Source organism: Brachybacterium aquaticum (assembly GCF_014204755.1).
GTDB classification, from domain to species: domain Bacteria; phylum Actinomycetota; class Actinomycetes; order Actinomycetales; family Dermabacteraceae; genus Brachybacterium; species Brachybacterium aquaticum.
Window position 1 is genome coordinate 136,379 of record NZ_JACHLZ010000001.1, and the last position, 16,957, is coordinate 153,335.

Here is a 16,957-nt window from a genome sequence, read left to right on the forward strand (position 1 = left end):
CAGGAGCCCGTTCATGATCACTCAGACCGGCGCCGCCGCGCGTCCCTTCGCCGCCTCGGCCGCGGTGCCTGGATCCCGCATCGTCGGCACCGGCCACCACCGGCCCGACCGTGTGATGACCAACCGCGACCTCGAGCAGCTGGTCGAGACGAGTGACGAGTGGATCCGTCAGCGCACCGGCATCGAGGAGCGCCGCATCGCCGACGAGGACCAGGACGTCCGCGATCTCGCGATCCCCGCCGCTCGCGCTGCGCTGGCCGACGCGGGCGTCGACGCCGCCGACGTCACCCAGGTGATCGTCGCGACCTGTTCGAACCTCGAGCGCTCCCCGAGCGTCGCCGGTCGTGTCGCCCAGGCTCTGGGGATCCCCGCCCCGGCCGCCTTCGACGTGGGCGCCGCCTGCTCCGGCTTCGAGCACGCCCTGGCCGTGGCCGACATGTCCCTCCGCACGGGTGCCTCGACCACCACCCTCGTCATCGGTGCGGAGAAGCTCTCCGCGGTCACCGACTACACCGATCGGACCACCTGCATCCTCACCGCCGACGGCGCAGGGGCGATGGTCCTCACCGCGAGCGAAGAGCCCACGATCTCCCCGGTGGTGTGGGGGACCGTCCCGGAGCTCGCCGACGCCGTGGTCATCGACGAGGTCGACGGCAAGGGCCCGTACTTCTCCCAGCAGGGCCGGCAGGTCCTCGGCTGGGCGCTGCGCGAGGCGCCGAAGATCTCCCGCCGGATCGTCGACGCGGCGGGGCTGACCATGGAGGACATCGACGTGTTCGTCCCGCACCAGGCGAACCTGCGCATGATCGAGCCGCTCGCCGCGGCGCTCGGGCTGCGCGAGGACGCGGTCGTCGCCGACGACATCATCACCTCCGGCAACACGTCGGCCGCGACCATCCCGCTGGCCATCTCCCGCCTGCGGGAGGCGGGCAGGATCCCGTCGGGCGCGACGGCGCTGCTGGTCGGATTCGGCGGCGGGTTCTCCTGGGCCGGCCAGGTGGTCCGCCTGCCCTGAGGGCTCAGCGGACCAGAGCCGCGACATCCTCGGGCATGCCGTCGGAGCCCATGGTCCTGGCCCACGCCCCCGAGGAGTCCCGGCGCACGCTGGCGTTGCCGTGGTCGGTGGAGAGGATCCAGAGCACGTCCGCTCCGCTCTCCCACAGCACACCGGGAACGTAGCGCTCGACGTGCTCGAGGTCGTCCCGCCACATCTCCTCGCCCTCGCGGTCGCAGATGATCGGGTGCAGGACGTCATCCTCGGCGACCAGTGCTGCGACCACCTCGCCGGAGGGTGACGTCCGCGTGCGGTCGAGCGTGACCAGGCGCTGGTCGGACTCCCGCGAGCTGCAGGCGGCGAGAGAGGCGACCAGGGCGACGAGCACACCGGCAGCGCGACGTCGGGACACCATGCGAAGGCTCCTTCCCGGCGGGGCCGCGCGCGGCACGGTCCGCCGCGCCGCATCCCGCGACATGGCCCATCATGCCCCGCCCTCACCACGACGGGATCCCGCATCGGGTCTGCGACGACCGTCCCGCGCAACCGGCCTGCACCGACAACGCTGTGCACCGAGCCCGGCACGGAGCGGCCCCAGTCCCCGCCGTGCCGAGAGCTCTGCTCCTCGGCGCCGATAGGATGGAGCCCGCCGGCTCGGCGCCCTCCCCTCATCCGCTCCGGGTGACCCAGGGAGGTTCTCACGTGGCCACCTGTTCATCGGCCCCCATCAGCCCTTCCCCGGAGGACCCCGTGGTCGACTCGCTCACCGTCCAGATCATCGTCACGGTCCTCGCCGGCCTCGCCTACGTCGTCGGCCTCACCGGCATCATCGTGCCCGTGCTGCCCGGCACCATCACGATCGTCATCGCCACCCTGATCTGGGCGATCGTGCTGGGCGGCGCGCCCGCGTGGATCGCCTTCGCGCTGGTGCTGGTGTTCTCCGCGATCGGCATGGCCACCAGCTACGTCCTCACCGGCCGACGCCTCCACGCGGCCGAGGTGCCGATGCGGCCGATCTACATCGCGATCGCCTGCGCCATCGTCGGCTTCTTCGTCATCCCCTTCCTCGGCCTGCCCATCGGGTTCCTCGTGGGCCTGTACGTCGCGGAGTCGCTGCGACTGAAGGACTGGAAGAAGGGCCTGGACAACACGATCATCGCGCTGAAGGCGCTGGGCCTGGGGATCCTGATCGAGTTCGGCATGGCCATGCTCTCCTCGATCACCTTCGCGGTCGCGATCATCGTCCACTTCGTCACCGCATGACCTCTCCGGCCGACGACACCACCGCCCCCGCACGCCCCAGCGCACCCACCCCCTCGCAGCACCCCGCCGTCCTGCTCCCCGGCCTCAAGCGCCTGCTCACCGGCGCTTGGGAGCAGAAGCGCTGGTTCGTGCTCGCCACCCTCGGCGCGATCGCCTTCGCGCTGCTGCAGATCGCGACCAGCACCGTCATCGGCCGCGTCACCGATGAGGTGGTCGTGCCCTCGTTCCTCTCCGGTGAGGCCGCGCCCGCGCTGCTGCTCGGCGGCGGCGCGGCGATCCTCGGCATCGCGGTCGCCCGCGCGGTCACCGTCATGGCGCGGCGCATCTTCGCCGCCGCCACCCAGTACGACCTGTTCCGCCTCTACCGCGAGCGGCTCGCCGCCGTGTACGCGCGGGTGCCGCTGCTGTGGCACCGCCGCCAGGCCACCGGCACGCTGCTGAGCTCGATGTACTCCGACGTCGAGGCGACCTTCTTCGCCATGGCGCCCTTCCCCTTCGCGCTCGCGACCGTGGTCATGCTCGTGTACGCGACGGTGGTCGTCGCCCGCATCGATCCGGTGGTTCTGCTGGTCATGCTCGCGCTGATCGTGCTGCTCATCGTGCTGAACGTGCTGCTGCAGCGCTTCGCCACCCCGATCGCCATGCGCTCCCAGCAGCTGCGTGCCGAGGTCGCCGAGATCGCCCACGAGTCCTTCGACGGCGCGAACGTGGTGAAGTCGCTGGGCCGCGAGGACGTCGAGGAGCGGCGCTTCACCCGCACCGCCGAGGAGCTGCGCGAGACCGGCATCCGCTTCGGCTACATCCGCGGCTGGTTCGATCCGGCGATCGATGCGCTGCCGAACCTCGGCATCCTCGCCGTCGCGGTGCTCGGCGCGTGGCGCATCGGCGACGGGCACCTCACCGCCGGGCAGCTCGTCGAGGTGTCCTACCTGTTCACGCTGATGTCCCTGCCGATCCGCTCGTTCGGATGGGTGCTCGGGGACCTCTCCCGCACCGTCGTGGGCGGCGGCCGCGTCCAGCAGATCCTCGACGTCACCGAGCAGCGCACCTACGGCCCCGCCCCCCTCCCGGACGGCCCCGGCGTGCTCGCCATGCGCGGCGTCTCCTTCGTCTACCGCGACGACCCCTCCCAGGTGATCCTCGGCCGAGGCACCCGCGCCGAGGACCTGCGGGTGCGCGAGGGCCACGCCCTCACCGGCGTCACCCTCACCGCCGACCCGACCGCCGGCACCCGCGTCCTCGCCGTCGTCGGCTCCACGGGCTCCGGCAAGTCGACCCTCGCCCTCCTCGCCGCCGGCCTCATCGAGCCGACCTCCGGCACCATCAGCCTTGACGGCGCCGAGCTGCGCACGCTCACCGCCGAGGCGCTCACGGCCGACGTCGCCCTCGTGCTCCAGCAGGCCTTCGTCTTCGACGACACCGTGCGCGAGAACGTCACCCTCGGCGAGGACATCGACGAGGAGACCGTGCGCTGGGCGCTGCGCGTCGCCCAGGCCGAGGCCTTCGTCGACGCCCTGCCCGACGGGCTCGACACCGAGCTCGGGGAGCGGGGCGGCAGCCTCTCCGGCGGACAGCGCCAGCGCATCGCGCTCGCTCGGGCCCTCGCCCGCAGGCCCCGGCTGCTCATCCTCGACGACGCCACCAGCGCCTGCGACCCGAGCGTCGAACTCGCGATCCTCGACGGGATCCGCCGCGAGATGACCGAGTCGACCCTGCTGCTGGTCGCCTACCGCAAGTCCACGATCTCGCTCGCCGACCAGGTCGTCTACCTCGACCACGGCCGCGTCGCCGCGACCGGCACCCACGAGGAGCTGCGCGGACGCTCCGAGGGCTACCGCGCGCTCGTCGACGCGTACGACGAGGCCGCGATCTCCCACAGCCTCCTCGAGGCGAATCGTCCCGAGCCGGGCGACGGCCCCGATCCCGCCGAGGGCGTCGACGCCGCCCGCGCCCGCACCCTCGAGGACGCGGTCGAGCGGCACGGCGCCGGGCGCGTGCGCCGCGAGGAGCACGGGGCCGACGAGGACACCGGCTGGGAACCCCCGACCAGGACGGGCGCGCTGCGCGCCGTCGGCCGCGGGGACGGATCGGCCGACGAGGGACGCCCGGCCGGCAGGCCCCGCGGGCCCGAGGGCCGCGCCCTCGTCGGCCGCCCCGAGCGCACCGCCGACGCGAGCCGCATCGTCGACGCGCCCCCGTCGGCCGCCCCGAAGGACGAGGAGGACGCCCGATGACCGCCGCGAACGCCCGCGCCGGCTCCTCCGCGCTCGACGGCGAGACTCGCACCGACGAGGGCGCGCTCTCCACCATCGGGCGCGGCCTCGCGCTCACCCCCGAACTGCTGCGCGGGCTGTGGATCACCCTGCTGCTCGCCGTCATCGCGACCGCCGGCAAGGTCGTCGTCCCCATCGCCGTCCAGGCGATCCTCGACCGCGGCATCATCGAGCCCGAGGTGCCCGACCTCGCCTTCGTCACCGGCGCCGCGGGCCTCGCCGCCCTCGTGCTGCTCGCCACCGCCACCTGCAACGTCCTGATGAACCGGCGCCTGTTCCGCCTGGCCGAGACGTCGCTGGCGACCCTGCGCACCCGCGCCTTCCGCCACATCCACGACCTGTCCCTGCTCACCCAGGGCACCGAGCAGCGCGGCGCGCTCGTCTCGCACGTGACCAGCGACGTCGACACCGTCAGCCAGTTCATGAGCTTCGGCGGGATCATGCTGGTGGTGATGAGCTTCCAGCTCGTCCTCGCCACCGGCGTCATGGCCTTCTACTCCTGGCCGCTCGCGCTCGCGGTGTGGATCTGCTACCTGCCGATCCTGTTCCTCATGGGCGCCCTGCAGAAGCGCATCCGCGCCCGCTACCAGGTGGTGCGCACCAAGGTCGGCGCCATGCTCGGCGCGATCTCCGAGTCCCTCGTCGGCTCCGCGACCGTGCGCGCCTACGGCATCGAGGAGCGCACCCGCGACCGCCAGATCGACCGCATCGGCGAGGTCCGCGACGCGCAGATGGCGGTCCTGCGCCCCCAGTCCGTCTCCTTCTTCCTCTCGGAGACGGCCGACGGGCTCGCCACCGCTGTCGTGGTCGTGGTCGGCATCGTGCTCGGGACCGGGGCTCTCGGCATCGACCTGCCTGGCGCGGAGCTCACCGCCGGCGGCGTGGTCGCCTTCGTCTTCCTCGTCTCCCTGTTCAGCCAGCCCGTCCGCATGGGCATCGAGATGCTCTCCGAGGCGCAGAACGCGGTGGCCGGCTGGCGTCGCGTGCTCGGCGTGCTCGACACCCCGGCCGACGTCGCCGACCCGGCCGGCTCCATGGACCCCCACACCGGCCGACGCACCGACCCCGTCCCCGGCGCGACGCCGCTGCCGGTCGGCCCGCTCGACATCGAGATCCGGGAGCTGCGCTACCGCTACCCGACCGGGCCCGAGGTCATCCACGGCCTGGACGTCACGATCCCCGCCCGCTCCCGCATCGCGATCGTGGGCGAGACCGGCTCCGGCAAGACCACCCTCGCCAAGCTGCTCACCCGCATGATGGACCCCACCTCCGGGTCGATCACCGTGGGCGGCGTGCCGCTGCACCTCGTGCCCTACTCGTCCCTGCGCTCGCGCGTGGTGATGGTGCCGCAGGAGGGCTTCCTCTTCGACACCACCGTCGCCGGGAACCTCCGCTACGGCCGCCCCGACGCGACCGACGAGGACATGCACCGGGCACTCGCCGAGCTCGGGCTCCAGGCCTGGGCCGACGAGCTCCCGGAGGGGCTGGACACCCCCGTCGGCCAGCGCGGCGAGTCCCTCAGCGCCGGGGAGCGGCAGCTCGTGGCGCTCGCCCGCGCCTACCTCGCCGACCCCGACATCATCGTGCTCGACGAGGCCACCAGCGCCGTCGACCCCGCGGCCGACGTGCGCCTCGCCCAGGCGATCGACGGCCTCGCCCGCGGCCGCACCACGCTCACCATCGCTCACCGCCTCTCCACCGCCGAGCGCGCTGACCGGATCATGGTCCTGGACCACGGCGACCTGGTGGAGCACGGCACCCACGACGAGCTGGTGGGGATCGAGGACGGGATCTACGCGGGGCTGCACCGGTCCTGGACCGCGCACCGCGCGACGCGGTGAGGCGGGGGCTCGCTGCGGTGAACCGTCGGCGACGGGTGGGCGTCGCGGCGGCTCCTAGACTGCTGGTCGTGTCCGACCCGCTCACCCCCGCCGCACCTGATCCCGTCTCGCCGCTGCACCCGCCGGTCCCCCCGATCTCTGCGCGGGACGAGCCGCGCTTCGGCAGCGCCGAGCGCAAGAGTGCGCTCGCCGGAGCCTTCGCCGACCAGGGCGAGGACTACGACCGCCTCCGCCCCGGCTACCCGGCACCGGTGCTCGACGCGATCCTCGAGGCGGTGCCTTCGCGTGGGTCGAGTGCCCCTGCTCGCGCCATCGACCTCGGCGCCGGCACCGGCAAGCTCTCCTGGGCGCTGGTCGCGCGCGGGCTCCAGGTCACGGCCGTGGACACCAGCGCCGCCATGCTCGCCACCGCCCGACGGCGCGGCGCATCCTCCACAGGTGCAGGCCCGGACCAGGCGCCGTCGGCCGCAACGCCCGCCCCCGACCAGCCCCCGTCGGCCGCCCCGATCCTCACCACCCACCTCGCCCCGGCCGAGGCGACCGGCCTTCCCGATCGCAGCGCCGAGCTCGTGACCGTCGCGCAGGCGTGGCACTGGTTCGACGCGGAGGCGGCGTCGGCCGAGGTGCTGCGGCTGCTCGCGCCGGGCGGGGTGCTCGCGCTCGTGTGGAACATGCTCGACGTGACGATCCCCTGGGTGCACCGCCTCTCGCGGATCATGCACGCCGGCGACGTCCACCGCGAGGACTTCCGCCCGACCGTCGGCAGCGGGCTCGAGCTGGTGGAGCGGCACGCCATCACGTGGGAGGACCCGATGCCCACCGGCGACATCATCGACCTCGCCCGCACCCGCAGCTACTTCCTCACCGCACCCGAGACGCAGCAGAAGAAGGTGCTCGCGAACCTCGACTGGTACCTCCACGACCACCTCGGCCACGCCCGCGGCGACGTGGTCGGCGTCCCCTATCGCACGGACCTCTTCCTCTACCGCGCGGGGTGAGGGAGCACTGGCGCGCCACGTGGCGGGCCACGGTGCCTCACGCGTCGCTTCCCCGTGGTCACGGTGCCTGGCGCGTCGCTACTGGGCACATTTGGCGACGCCTCAGACGCCCTGCCCGGCCCGGTCGTGCGCTGCCTCGGCGCGGTGCGCCCTGTCGCGTCGCCCGCGTCAGCCAGCGGCGGCGCGCTGTGCGCCGGACCAACCAGCGTTCACCAGCTGAGCACGCACTTCGCGCACGGCGCCCTCGCACCGCGGTCCGAGGTCCCCGTGGTGCAGGCGCACCTCGGTCCACCCGCCCTCGGCCGCCCGTCGCGCCCGGCGGATGTCGCGTGCGACCTGCTCCGGGTCGTTGTGCACGCGGCCGTCGTACTCGGCGCACACCCGGTACTCCGCCCACTGGAAATCCGGGGTGTGCAGCGTCGTCCCGTCGGCCCCGACGAGCGGGACGTTGAGCTGGGGAGCTGGTAGCCCCGCCCGGGCGAAGGCGAGGCGGAGCACGGTCTCCATCGGGGAGTCGGCGCCGACGCGCACGAGGTCGGCGGCGCGCTGGAGAACCGGGGCGTACCTGCCCGTGCCCTGAGCGCGCAGGTCGTCGACAGTGCACCAGGGGGCGGTGCGTCCTGCCTCAAGCCCGGGGCGAGGCTGGCGCACGAGGCTGTCGCCAATGCTCACGAGACGGTCGAGCTCCACGCTGCCGGCGAGATCGCGCCAGGTGCGCGCCCGGCTGGTGAGCCGGAGCACGGCGGCGCGCCCCGGATCGGTGCCGCCGCCCGGGAACGGCGCCTGGACGCGGCGGTGCTCGATGTCGTCCGACGGGAAGGCGAGCTTGCGCCAGGTGATGACCCTGTCTGAGCCTCTCCGGCCCTCGGGGAGGGAGACCTGGACGGGCCGACTCCGCGTGTCATGGGGGTGGGGGAGCGGCATGCCGTGCAGCCGCGCCGCGGACAGGCCGACGATCACGGCGCGCCGATCGCTGCGGCACAGTGCCAGGGCGATGTCGAGCTCGGTGACCACGTGCCCTGCCAGGGCGTACAGACCTCTGCGCAGCCGCACCAGGTCCGACCGACGCAGCCGCTCCGGATGCACCCCGGCCGCAATCGCCTCCTGGCGGGTGAAGACCGGCCAGGGGATGCGTGCGGCGAGGGGAGCAGAGGCGCGGGACATGGGCACAGCATCGCCGTCGCACCCGACGGCGGCGGTGAGTCATCCACAATGCGCAGGTGGGGCGGTGCTTCAGTGCAGACGCTGCGGTGAGGCGCCGTCGCACTCCGCTCCGGGAGCTCCGTGCACCTCTCCACGCGACCTCTGCCCGGGGCAGGGCGCTTGAGTCGTCGCCACGTGTGCGTGGTAGCGACGCGCCAGGCACCGTGCCCGGGGGATAGCGACGCGTCAGGCACCGTGGCCGCGGGACAGCGACGCGTCAGGCACCCTGGCCCTATGAACACCTCGACGTGAGGGGGCAGGGTGCTTGAGATGTCGCCAAGTGCGCCCGGTAGCGACGCGTCAGGCGCCGTGGCCGACGGATAGCGACGCGTCAGGCGCCGTGCCCCCGCCTCGGCGATGCGTCACGCCCCGCCCGCATCCGACGCCCCGCCTGCGTCCGAGGCCTCGGCATCCGTGGGCGCGAGCGACATGTCCGTGACCCGCCAGCGGTCGCCGTCCCAGGCCATCATCGCGATGAGCTGCCCGGACACCGACTCCAGTGCGTTGGCCTGCAGGTTCGGGTCGTCGACGAGGATCGCGGAATCCTCGGTGAAGTCCGCGACCGCGGTGCCGGTGGCGGGCGGCTCCCCGGTGCCCTCGAAGGTGGTGGAGTGGACGGTGAACGCGCCGCCGACCATGTAACCGCCCTGCTGGTCGAGCACCTTCGCGTTGTCGAGGAAGGTGGCGCAGACCGTGCAGTTGGGGTCCACGGAGTCCTCCCACACGGAGGTGTCGCCGCTGGACATCATGTAGTCGTAGGACTCGAGCAGATAGGTGAGGGTGGCCTGGGCGCCCTCCGCGGTCTGCTCGGTCATCCCTGCGGGCTCCTCGGGGCGGGGGAGGTCCGGGCGCTGGGGCTGGTCCGCGGGATCCGCCGTCGGCCGGTCGTCCGGGTTCTGCGCCGCCTCCTGCGTCGACTCCTGTGCCGCCTGCTCCTCGCCGCTCGATCCCATGAGGCGGCTGAGCCCGAGGGCGCCGATGGGCACGACGAGCAGCAGCGCGAGCGCGATGACGATGAGGCGTTGGACGGGGCGATTCACCCCACCCACGGTAGACGACCCGCCTCCACGTCCCCCGGGCGCGGTGGCCCTCGCCACGGCGGCGTCCGTCGGCCACCGCCACCCCCGCACGCCCCAGTCGGCCCCCGCCGCCCCCGCACGCCCCGTCGGCCGCCGCGTGGCCACCGCCACCCCGCACCCCCACCGAAGTCGGATGCCACCGCGCACTCGCGCGGCCTATGCTTCGCAGGTCGTCCGCCGCCGCAGCGTCGGCCGACCCCTTCGGAAGGATTGACGTTGACCCTGCTGCGCATGGTGCTGAGGAGCCTGAAGCCGTACTGGCTGTGGATCGTCCTCGTGGTGCTGTTCCAGATCGCGGGGGTGCTGGCCGCCCTCTACCTCCCCACTCTCAATGCCGACATCATCGACGACGGCGTCGCCAAGGCCGACGTGCCGGTCATCTGGCAGCTCGGCCGGCTGATGCTGCTGATCTCGCTCGGCAACATCGTCGCGCTCGTGCTGGCGAACTACTTCTCGGCCCGCTCCGCGATGAACGTAGGCAGGGACCTGCGCTCGCAGGTGTTCGCGCGCGTGAACTCGTTCTCCCCGCGGGAGCTGGGCGAGTTCGGCACGCCCTCGCTGATCACCCGCTCCACCAACGACGTCCAGCAGGTCCAGATGCTGGTGTTCTTCTCCCTGAACATGCTGGTGCAGGCACCGGTGACCGGCATCGGCGGCGTGATCCTCGCGCTGCGGGTCGAGCCGGGGATGGCCTGGCTGATCGCAGTGATGGTGCCGGTGATGCTGGTGGCCGTCGGCATCCTGATCTTCCGCGCCGCGCCGCTGTTCAAGCAGATGCAGGGCAAGATCGACGACATCAACGGCGTGCTGCGCGAGCAGATCACCGGTATCCGCGTGCTGCGCGCCTTCGTGCGCGAGGACCGCGAGCGCGAGCGCTACGCCGTGGTGAACGACCAGCTCACCGACCTGAACCGCCGCATCGGTCTGCTGATGATCCTGATCAACCCGATCATCATGTTCATCCTGAACATCTCCAGCGTCATGGTGCTGCTGGTCGCGGCCCCGCGCATCGACTCTGGCCAGATGGAGGTCGGCTCGATCACCGCTTTCATCGCGTATCTCATGCAGATCCTCATCGCGGTGATGATGGCGACCTTCATGACGATGATGATCCCGCGCGCGATGGTCTCCGCCGAGCGCATCACCGAGGTGCTGGAGACCGAGACCAGCGTCGTCCAGCGCACCGACGGCATCCGCGAGCTCTCGGGCCGGCTGGAGCTGACCTTCGAGGATGTGTCCTTCACCTATCCCGGCGCCGAGCGTCCGGTGCTCGAGGACATCTCCTTCACCGCCCGTGCCGGGCAGACCGTCGCGATCATCGGCGGCACCGGCGCCGGCAAGACCACCCTGCTGAACCTCGTCCCGCGCCTCATGGACACGACCACCGGCCGGGTGCTCCTGAACGGCGAGGACGTGCGCGACCTGGATGCGCGCGTGCTGTGGGACCGGGTGGGGCTCGTGCCCCAGCGCCCCTATCTCTTCTCCGGCACGGTCGCCTCGAACCTGCGGTTCGGGGATCCGTCGGCCGACGAACAGGCCCTCTGGCACGCCCTGACCGTCGCCCAGGGCCGTGACTTCGTCGCCGCGATGCCCACCCAGCTCGACTCGCCCATCGCCCAGGGCGGCACGAACGTGTCGGGCGGCCAGCGCCAGCGTCTGTGCATCGCGCGTGCGCTGGTGGCGCGGCCGTCGCTGTACCTGTTCGACGACTCGTTCAGCGCGCTCGACCTCACCACCGACGCGAAGCTGCGCGCCGCCCTCGCCCCCGAGACCGAGGACGCGCTCGTGCTGATCGTCGCCCAGCGCGTCTCGACGATCACGTCGGCGGACCTCATCCTCGTGCTCGACAACGGCCGCATCGTCGCCCAGGGCACCCACGCCGAGCTGCTGGAGAGCTCGGAGACGTACCAGGAGATCGTCCGCAGCCAGGGCGTCGAGGAGGAGGTCGCGTGATGAGCGAGAACGAGAAGAGCCCGTCGGCCGACGCGCCTGCCGGCCGTACTCCGGCCGACGACCGCACCCCCGCGCAGGGCCCGTCGGCCGACGCGACCCCGACCTCCGGCGCCCCCGCACCCTCCGGCGCCCCCGCAGATGCGCAGGCCCCTGCCCCCGCCCGCCCCGCGGGCGACGAGGCCGGGACCGCCGCAGAGATCGCCGCGGAGAAGGACGCCAAGCGCGGCCTGCGCCCCGGGCAGAGCGCGAAGAACTTCTGGCCCTCCGCCAAGCGCCTGATCGCCGAGATGGGCCCCGAGCGCAAGTACCTGATCGCCGCGATCCTCATCGGCCTGGTGTCCGTGGGGTTCTCCGTGGTGGGCCCGCGCATCCTCGGCCACGCCACCGACATCATCTTCACCGGCCTCATCTCCCGCGGCATGCCCGCCGGCACCGATCCGGAGGAGGTGATCGCGGGCCTGCGCGCCCAGGGTGAGGAGCAGTACGCGGACATGCTCTCGGGCATGACCCTTACCCCCGGCCAGGGGATCGACTTCGCCGCGCTCTACCAGACGCTGGGCCTCGCGGTCGGGTTGTTCGCGATCTCCGCGCTGCTGATGTGGCTGCAGGGCCTGGCGCTGAACCGCATCCTGGTGCGGATGGTCTCGCGACTGCGCCGCCAGGTCGAGGAGAAGCTGCACCGCCTGCCGCTCGCGTACTTCGACAAGATGAAGCGCGGCGAGATCCTCTCCCGCGTCACCAACGACATCGACAACATCCAGAACACCCTCATGAACACGGTGACGGGCCTGGTCAACTCGATCCTCACCGTCATCGGCGTGCTCGTGATGATGCTGATGATCTCCTGGCAGCTGTCCATCATCGCGCTCGCCGTGATCCCCGTGGCGCTCGTGCTCACCGCCGGCGTCGGCTCCAAGGCGCAGAAGCTGTTCGCCCAGCAGTGGGACGCCACCGGCGTGCTGAACTCCGAGGTCGAGGAGGCCTACACCGGCCACTCGCTCGTGACCGTGTTCGGCCGACGCGACGAGGTCGCCGCCCGTTTCGAGGAGCGCAACGACCGCCTGTTCCGCGCCACCTTCGGCGCCCAGTTCGTGTCCTCGCTGATCATGCCGCTGATGATGTTCGTCGGGAACCTCAGCTATGTCGCGATCGCGATCGTGGGCGGTCTGCGGATCGTGTCCGGCCAGCTCACCCTCGGCGACGTGCAGGCGTTCATCCAGTACTCGCGCCAGTTCACCCAGCCGCTCAGCCAGGTCGCTTCGATGGCGACGATGCTCCAGTCCGGCATCGCCAGCGCCGAGCGGGTCTTCGAGCTGCTGGACGCGGACGAGCAGGAGCCCGAGACCGCGAAGGCCGGGGCGGCCGACGGGATCGGGGAGGGCCGGGTCGAGTTCGAGCACGTGCGCTTCTCGTACGGCCCCGACCGCGAGCTGATCCGCGACCTGTCGCTGGTCGCCGACCCCGGCCACACGGTCGCGATCGTGGGGCCGACGGGGGCGGGCAAGACCACCCTGGTCAACCTCGTGATGCGCTTCTACGAGGTCGACGGCGGACGCATCACCATCGACGGGATCGACATCCGCGACCTGACCCGCGCCCAGCTGCGCGAGCGCACCGGCATGGTCCTGCAGGACACCTGGCTGTTCAAGGGCACCCTGCGCGAGAACATCCGCTATGGACGGCTCGACGCGACCGACGAGGAGGTGATCGAGGCCGCGATCGCGACGCACGTCGACGACTTCGCCCGGCAGCTGCCCGACGGCTACGACACCATCGTGGACGACGACGAGTCGACGCTGTCCGCCGGTGAGAAGCAGCTGGTCACGATCGCCCGCGCCTTCCTCGCCCGGCCGAGCCTGCTGATCCTCGACGAGGCGACCAGCTCCGTGGACACCCGCACCGAGGTGCTCGTGCAGCAGGCGATGAACCGGCTGCGCGAGGGTCGGACGAGCTTCGTCATCGCCCACCGCCTCTCCACCATCCGCGACGCGGACCTCATCCTGGTGATGGAGGCCGGCGACATCGTCGAGCAGGGCACCCACGAGGAGCTGCTCGAGGTGGGCGGCGCGTATGCGCGGTTGTACCGCTCCCAGTTCGAGGGCGCCGCGGTGGACCTCGATGCGGAGGTGGCGGCGGGGACGCAGACCTCCGACAGCGAGCCCCCGGCCACCACCGGTGCGATCCCGCTGGGGTGAGTTGAGGGTGGCGTGAGGTGCCGTGGCGTCCAGGCGCGGGTGCCGCGGTGCGTGAGGCGTCGCCGTGCCGCGGTAAGGGCGTGCGGCGCGGCGCTGCCTCACGGTCACGGTGCCTTACGCGTCGCTATCGCGCGGCCACGGTGCTCGAGCTGTCGCTATTCCTTAGCCACGGTGCTTGAGGCGTCGCTACACGGCGAGTTCAGCGACGCACCAGGCACCGTGGCCCGGCGGGGTGGCGATGTGGAGGGGTGAGACGGGGCGCCGGATCGGCGAAGCGTGGACGCGACCTGTCTGTCCACGGCATCAGCCCCTGCACCGCGCCCCGTCGGGCGGTGACCCACCCGACAGCGAGTTGTGGTCATGCAGTGTTGTGAATACTATTCACGAGTGACTTCCTCCCGACCCCGCCGCCGCACCCTGCTGCGCGCCGCGCCCCTGGCCCTGGCCACGGCCGCGCTGACCCCGGCGCTGGCCTCCTGCACCCGGGCCTCCGAGCGTCTGGACGCCGAGTCGAACGCTGTGCCCGAGGTCGACCTCAGCGACATCGCCGAGGTCCCCGAGATCGCGGCCCTCGTCCCCGCGGACATCCGCGAGCGCGGCGAGATCGTCAACGGCGCCGCCCTGAACTACGCCCCCGGCGAGTTCGTCGGCTCCAACGGGCAGGCGATCGGCTACGACATGGACATCCTCGCCGGCATCGGCGCGGTCCTCGGCCTGCGCACCCGCACCGAGGCAGCGGTGTTCGCGCAGATCATCCCCGCCGTCGGCTCCACGTACGACGTCGGCATCTCCAGCTTCACCATCAACGAGGAGCGCCTCGCGGCGGTGTCGATGGTGTCCTACTTCCAGGCGGGCATCTCCTACGCGGTGCGCACCGGGAACCCGTACGACATCGACCCCGAGAACCTGTGCGGCAAGCGCGTCGCCCTCCAGGTGGGCACCTACCAGGAGGAGCTGTCCATCGAGCGCTCCCAGGAGTGCCGCGACCAGGGCGAGCGGGCCTACGACATGCTCGCCTACGCCTCCAACTCCGACGCCGCCACCAACGTCGCCGGAGGCAAGGGCGACATCCTCATGGCCGACTCCCCGGTGACCGCGTATGCGGTGGCCCGCTCCCGCGGGACCCTCGAGGAGATCGGCGAGATCGAGGAGTCGGCGCTGAACGGCATCGTCGTCGCCAAGGACCAGCCCGAGCTGGCCGAGGCGATCCGGGCGGCGCTGCAGCACCTCATCGACAACGGCCACATGGAGCGCATCCTCGCTGCATGGGGCAACGAGGCAGGAATGATCCCGACCGCGGAAGTGAACCCCCAGCCGTGAGCACCACCCAGACACCCAGCCCCTCCGCCCCCGCCGAGCGGGCCCAGGGATACACCCCCATTCGCGCCAAGGCCGCCCCGCGCCCGGGCACCTGGATCTCCGCCGTGATCGTCGCGCTGCTCGCACTGGCGCTGGTCTCGTTCCTCGTCACCAACCCGGTGCTCGAGTGGAACACGGTGGCGACGTACCTGTTCGACATCAAGGTGGTCCAGGGCGTCGGCTGGACGCTGCTGCTGACTCTGCTGTCGATGGTGCTCGGCACCGTCGTCGCACTCACCGCCGCGATCATGCGCCGCAGCGCCAACCCCGTGCTGCGCGGCGTGAGCTGGGCGTACATCTTCGTGTTCCGCGGCATCCCGGTCTACACGCAGCTCGTGTTCTGGGGCCTGTTCACGGTGATCGTCCCCAAGATCGTGATCGGTGTGCCCTTCGGGCCCGAGCTGCTGAGCTTCTCCACCCGCGACCTGCTCACCGCCTTCTGGGCCGCAGTTATCGGCCTGGGCCTGAACGAGGGCGCCTACCTCGCCGAGATCATCCGCTCGGGCCTGAACTCCGTGGACCGCGGCCAGACCGAGGCGTCCAAGGCGCTGGGCATGAGCGATGGCCGGATCCTGCGCCGCATCATCGTGCCGCAGGCCATGCGCGTGATCGTGCCGCCGCTGGGGAACGAGACGATCGGCATGCTGAAGACCACCTCGCTGGTCCTCGCCGTGCCCTTCACGCTCGACCTCACCTTCGCCACCAACGGCATCGCCAACAAGCTGTTCACCCCGATCCCGCTGCTGATCGTCGCGGCGCTGTGGTACCTCGCGATCACCTCGGTGCTCATGGTGGGTCAGCACTACCTCGAGAAGTACTTCGGCCGCGGCTTCGACGCCCGCACCCCCGGCAAGGGCGGCGGCGCGCCGGGCGGCAAGCGCTCCCGCCAGGCCGCCGTGACCTCCGCCGGCACCACCCCCCAGAACTCGCTCCCGGAGGTGGAGCTCTGATGACGAGCAACGACACCGCCCAGACCCCGTCCGCCGAGGGTGCCGCCTCCGGCGCGCCGGTCGTCATCCAGGTCCAGGACGTCCACAAGTCCTTCGGCGACCTGCACGTCCTCAAGGGCTGCGACCTGACCGTCCGCGCCGGCGAGGTGGCCGTGCTCGTGGGCCCCTCCGGCTCCGGCAAGTCCACCCTGCTGCGCTGCATCAACCAGCTCGAGGAGCCCTCGGCCGGCCGCGTGCTCATCGAGGGCGTGGTGCAGGGCTACCGCTCCGACCCCCTGCCCGACGGGCGCTGGCAGAAGCTCTCCAATGCCGAGATCGCCGCCCAGCGCTCCCGCATCGGCATGGTCTTCCAGCGCTTCCACCTCTTCCCGCACCTCACGGCGCTGGGCAACGTGATGGAGGCGCCGGTGCAGGTGCGCGGCCTGCCGAAGGCCGCCGCCGAGAAGAAGGCCCGCGAGCTGCTGGACCGGGTGGGCCTCGGCGACCGCGCCGACCACTACCCCTCGGAGCTCTCCGGCGGTCAGCAGCAGCGCGTCGCCATCGCCCGGGCGCTGGCGATGGACCCCGAGCTCATGCTCTTCGACGAGCCCACCAGCGCCCTGGATCCGGAGCTGGTCTCCGAGGTGCTCACGGTGCTGAAGGATCTCGCGGCCGACGGGATGACCATGGTCGTGGTCACCCACGAGATGGGCTTCGCCCGAGAGGTCGCCGACCACGTCGTGTTCATGGACGACGGGGCGATCGTCGAGGAGGGCACCCCTGAGCAGGTCATCGACCACCCCCGGTCCGAGCGCCTGAAGGGATTCCTCGCCTCGGTGCTGTGACGGCGGGCCGGCTGCTGCCGGGGTT

Annotated in this window: 13 protein-coding genes; 10 read left to right on the forward strand and 3 right to left on the reverse strand. The window is 71.8% G+C overall.

From position 1 onward, the window contains the following. Nucleotides 1–13: 13 nt before the first annotated feature. Nucleotides 14–1,015, forward strand: a complete 1,002-nt coding sequence (locus HNR70_RS00545) for a beta-ketoacyl-ACP synthase III (RefSeq protein WP_184323939.1) — start codon at nt 14–16, stop codon at nt 1,013–1,015. Nucleotides 1,016–1,019: 4 nt separating this feature from the next. Here the strand turns inward: HNR70_RS00545 and HNR70_RS00550 are convergent, their stop codons facing one another. After that, complete coding sequence (locus HNR70_RS00550; protein WP_184323940.1) at nt 1,020–1,409, reverse strand: hypothetical protein; 390 nt, start codon at nt 1,407–1,409, stop codon at nt 1,020–1,022. Between the two features lie 335 nt (nt 1,410–1,744). On the opposite strand from HNR70_RS00550, the gene HNR70_RS00555 reads away from it, so the two are divergent. From HNR70_RS00555 to HNR70_RS00570, 4 genes are all read left to right on the forward strand, one after another. Beyond that, nucleotides 1,745–2,257 carry a DUF456 domain-containing protein gene (locus HNR70_RS00555; RefSeq protein ID WP_184323941.1) on the forward strand — a complete coding sequence of 171 codons (513 nt, stop codon included), beginning with the start codon at nt 1,745–1,747 and terminating at the stop codon, nt 2,255–2,257. After that, a complete protein-coding gene (locus HNR70_RS00560) occupies nt 2,254–4,491 on the forward strand; it encodes an ABC transporter ATP-binding protein (RefSeq protein ID WP_184323942.1) in 2,238 nt (745 codons plus the stop codon). The genes HNR70_RS00555 and HNR70_RS00560 overlap by 4 nt, the downstream gene beginning before the upstream one ends. Next, nucleotides 4,488–6,371, forward strand: coding sequence for an ABC transporter ATP-binding protein (locus HNR70_RS00565; RefSeq protein WP_184323943.1), 1,884 nt, complete (start codon nt 4,488–4,490; stop codon nt 6,369–6,371). The genes HNR70_RS00560 and HNR70_RS00565 overlap by 4 nt, the downstream gene beginning before the upstream one ends. Nucleotides 6,372–6,439: 68 nt before the next feature. Then, complete coding sequence (locus HNR70_RS00570) at nt 6,440–7,369, forward strand: class I SAM-dependent methyltransferase (RefSeq protein WP_184323944.1); 930 nt, start codon at nt 6,440–6,442, stop codon at nt 7,367–7,369. 168 nt (nt 7,370–7,537) lie between these two features. Here the strand turns inward: HNR70_RS00570 and HNR70_RS00575 are convergent, their stop codons facing one another. Both HNR70_RS00575 and HNR70_RS00580 read right to left on the reverse strand, forming a co-directional pair. Next, on the reverse strand, nt 7,538–8,533 hold the full coding sequence (locus HNR70_RS00575; protein WP_184323945.1) for a type IV toxin-antitoxin system AbiEi family antitoxin domain-containing protein: 996 nt from the start codon (nt 8,531–8,533) through the stop codon (nt 7,538–7,540). Nucleotides 8,534–8,934: 401 nt separating this feature from the next. Then, the gene (locus HNR70_RS00580) at nt 8,935–9,612 is read right to left on the reverse strand and encodes a DUF6318 family protein (protein ID WP_184323946.1); all 678 of its coding nucleotides are present in this window, start codon (nt 9,610–9,612) and stop codon (nt 8,935–8,937) included. Nucleotides 9,613–9,867: 255 nt separating this feature from the next. Here HNR70_RS00580 and HNR70_RS00585 point away from each other — a divergent pair, with 255 nt between their 5' ends. The 5 genes from HNR70_RS00585 to HNR70_RS00605 all read left to right on the forward strand — a co-directional run bounded on the left by HNR70_RS00585 (nt 9,868) and on the right by HNR70_RS00605 (nt 16,932). After that, on the forward strand, nt 9,868–11,604 hold the full coding sequence (locus HNR70_RS00585) for an ABC transporter ATP-binding protein (RefSeq protein ID WP_376768811.1): 1,737 nt from the start codon (nt 9,868–9,870) through the stop codon (nt 11,602–11,604). Next, nucleotides 11,604–13,799 carry an ABC transporter ATP-binding protein gene (locus HNR70_RS00590; protein ID WP_246375108.1) on the forward strand — a complete coding sequence of 732 codons (2,196 nt, stop codon included), beginning with the start codon at nt 11,604–11,606 and terminating at the stop codon, nt 13,797–13,799. Before HNR70_RS00585 ends, HNR70_RS00590 begins: the two co-directional genes overlap by 1 nt. Before the next feature lie 387 nt (nt 13,800–14,186). Further along, nucleotides 14,187–15,119, forward strand: a complete 933-nt coding sequence (locus HNR70_RS00595) for an ABC transporter substrate-binding protein (protein WP_184323947.1) — start codon at nt 14,187–14,189, stop codon at nt 15,117–15,119. Further along, nucleotides 15,116–16,108, forward strand: a complete 993-nt coding sequence (locus HNR70_RS00600) for an amino acid ABC transporter permease (RefSeq protein WP_312857525.1) — start codon at nt 15,116–15,118, stop codon at nt 16,106–16,108. The genes HNR70_RS00595 and HNR70_RS00600 overlap by 4 nt, the downstream gene beginning before the upstream one ends. Continuing rightward, a complete protein-coding gene (locus tag HNR70_RS00605; RefSeq protein ID WP_246375110.1) occupies nt 16,108–16,932 on the forward strand; it encodes an amino acid ABC transporter ATP-binding protein in 825 nt (274 codons plus the stop codon). The genes HNR70_RS00600 and HNR70_RS00605 overlap by 1 nt, the downstream gene beginning before the upstream one ends. Nucleotides 16,933–16,957 lie beyond the last annotated feature (25 nt).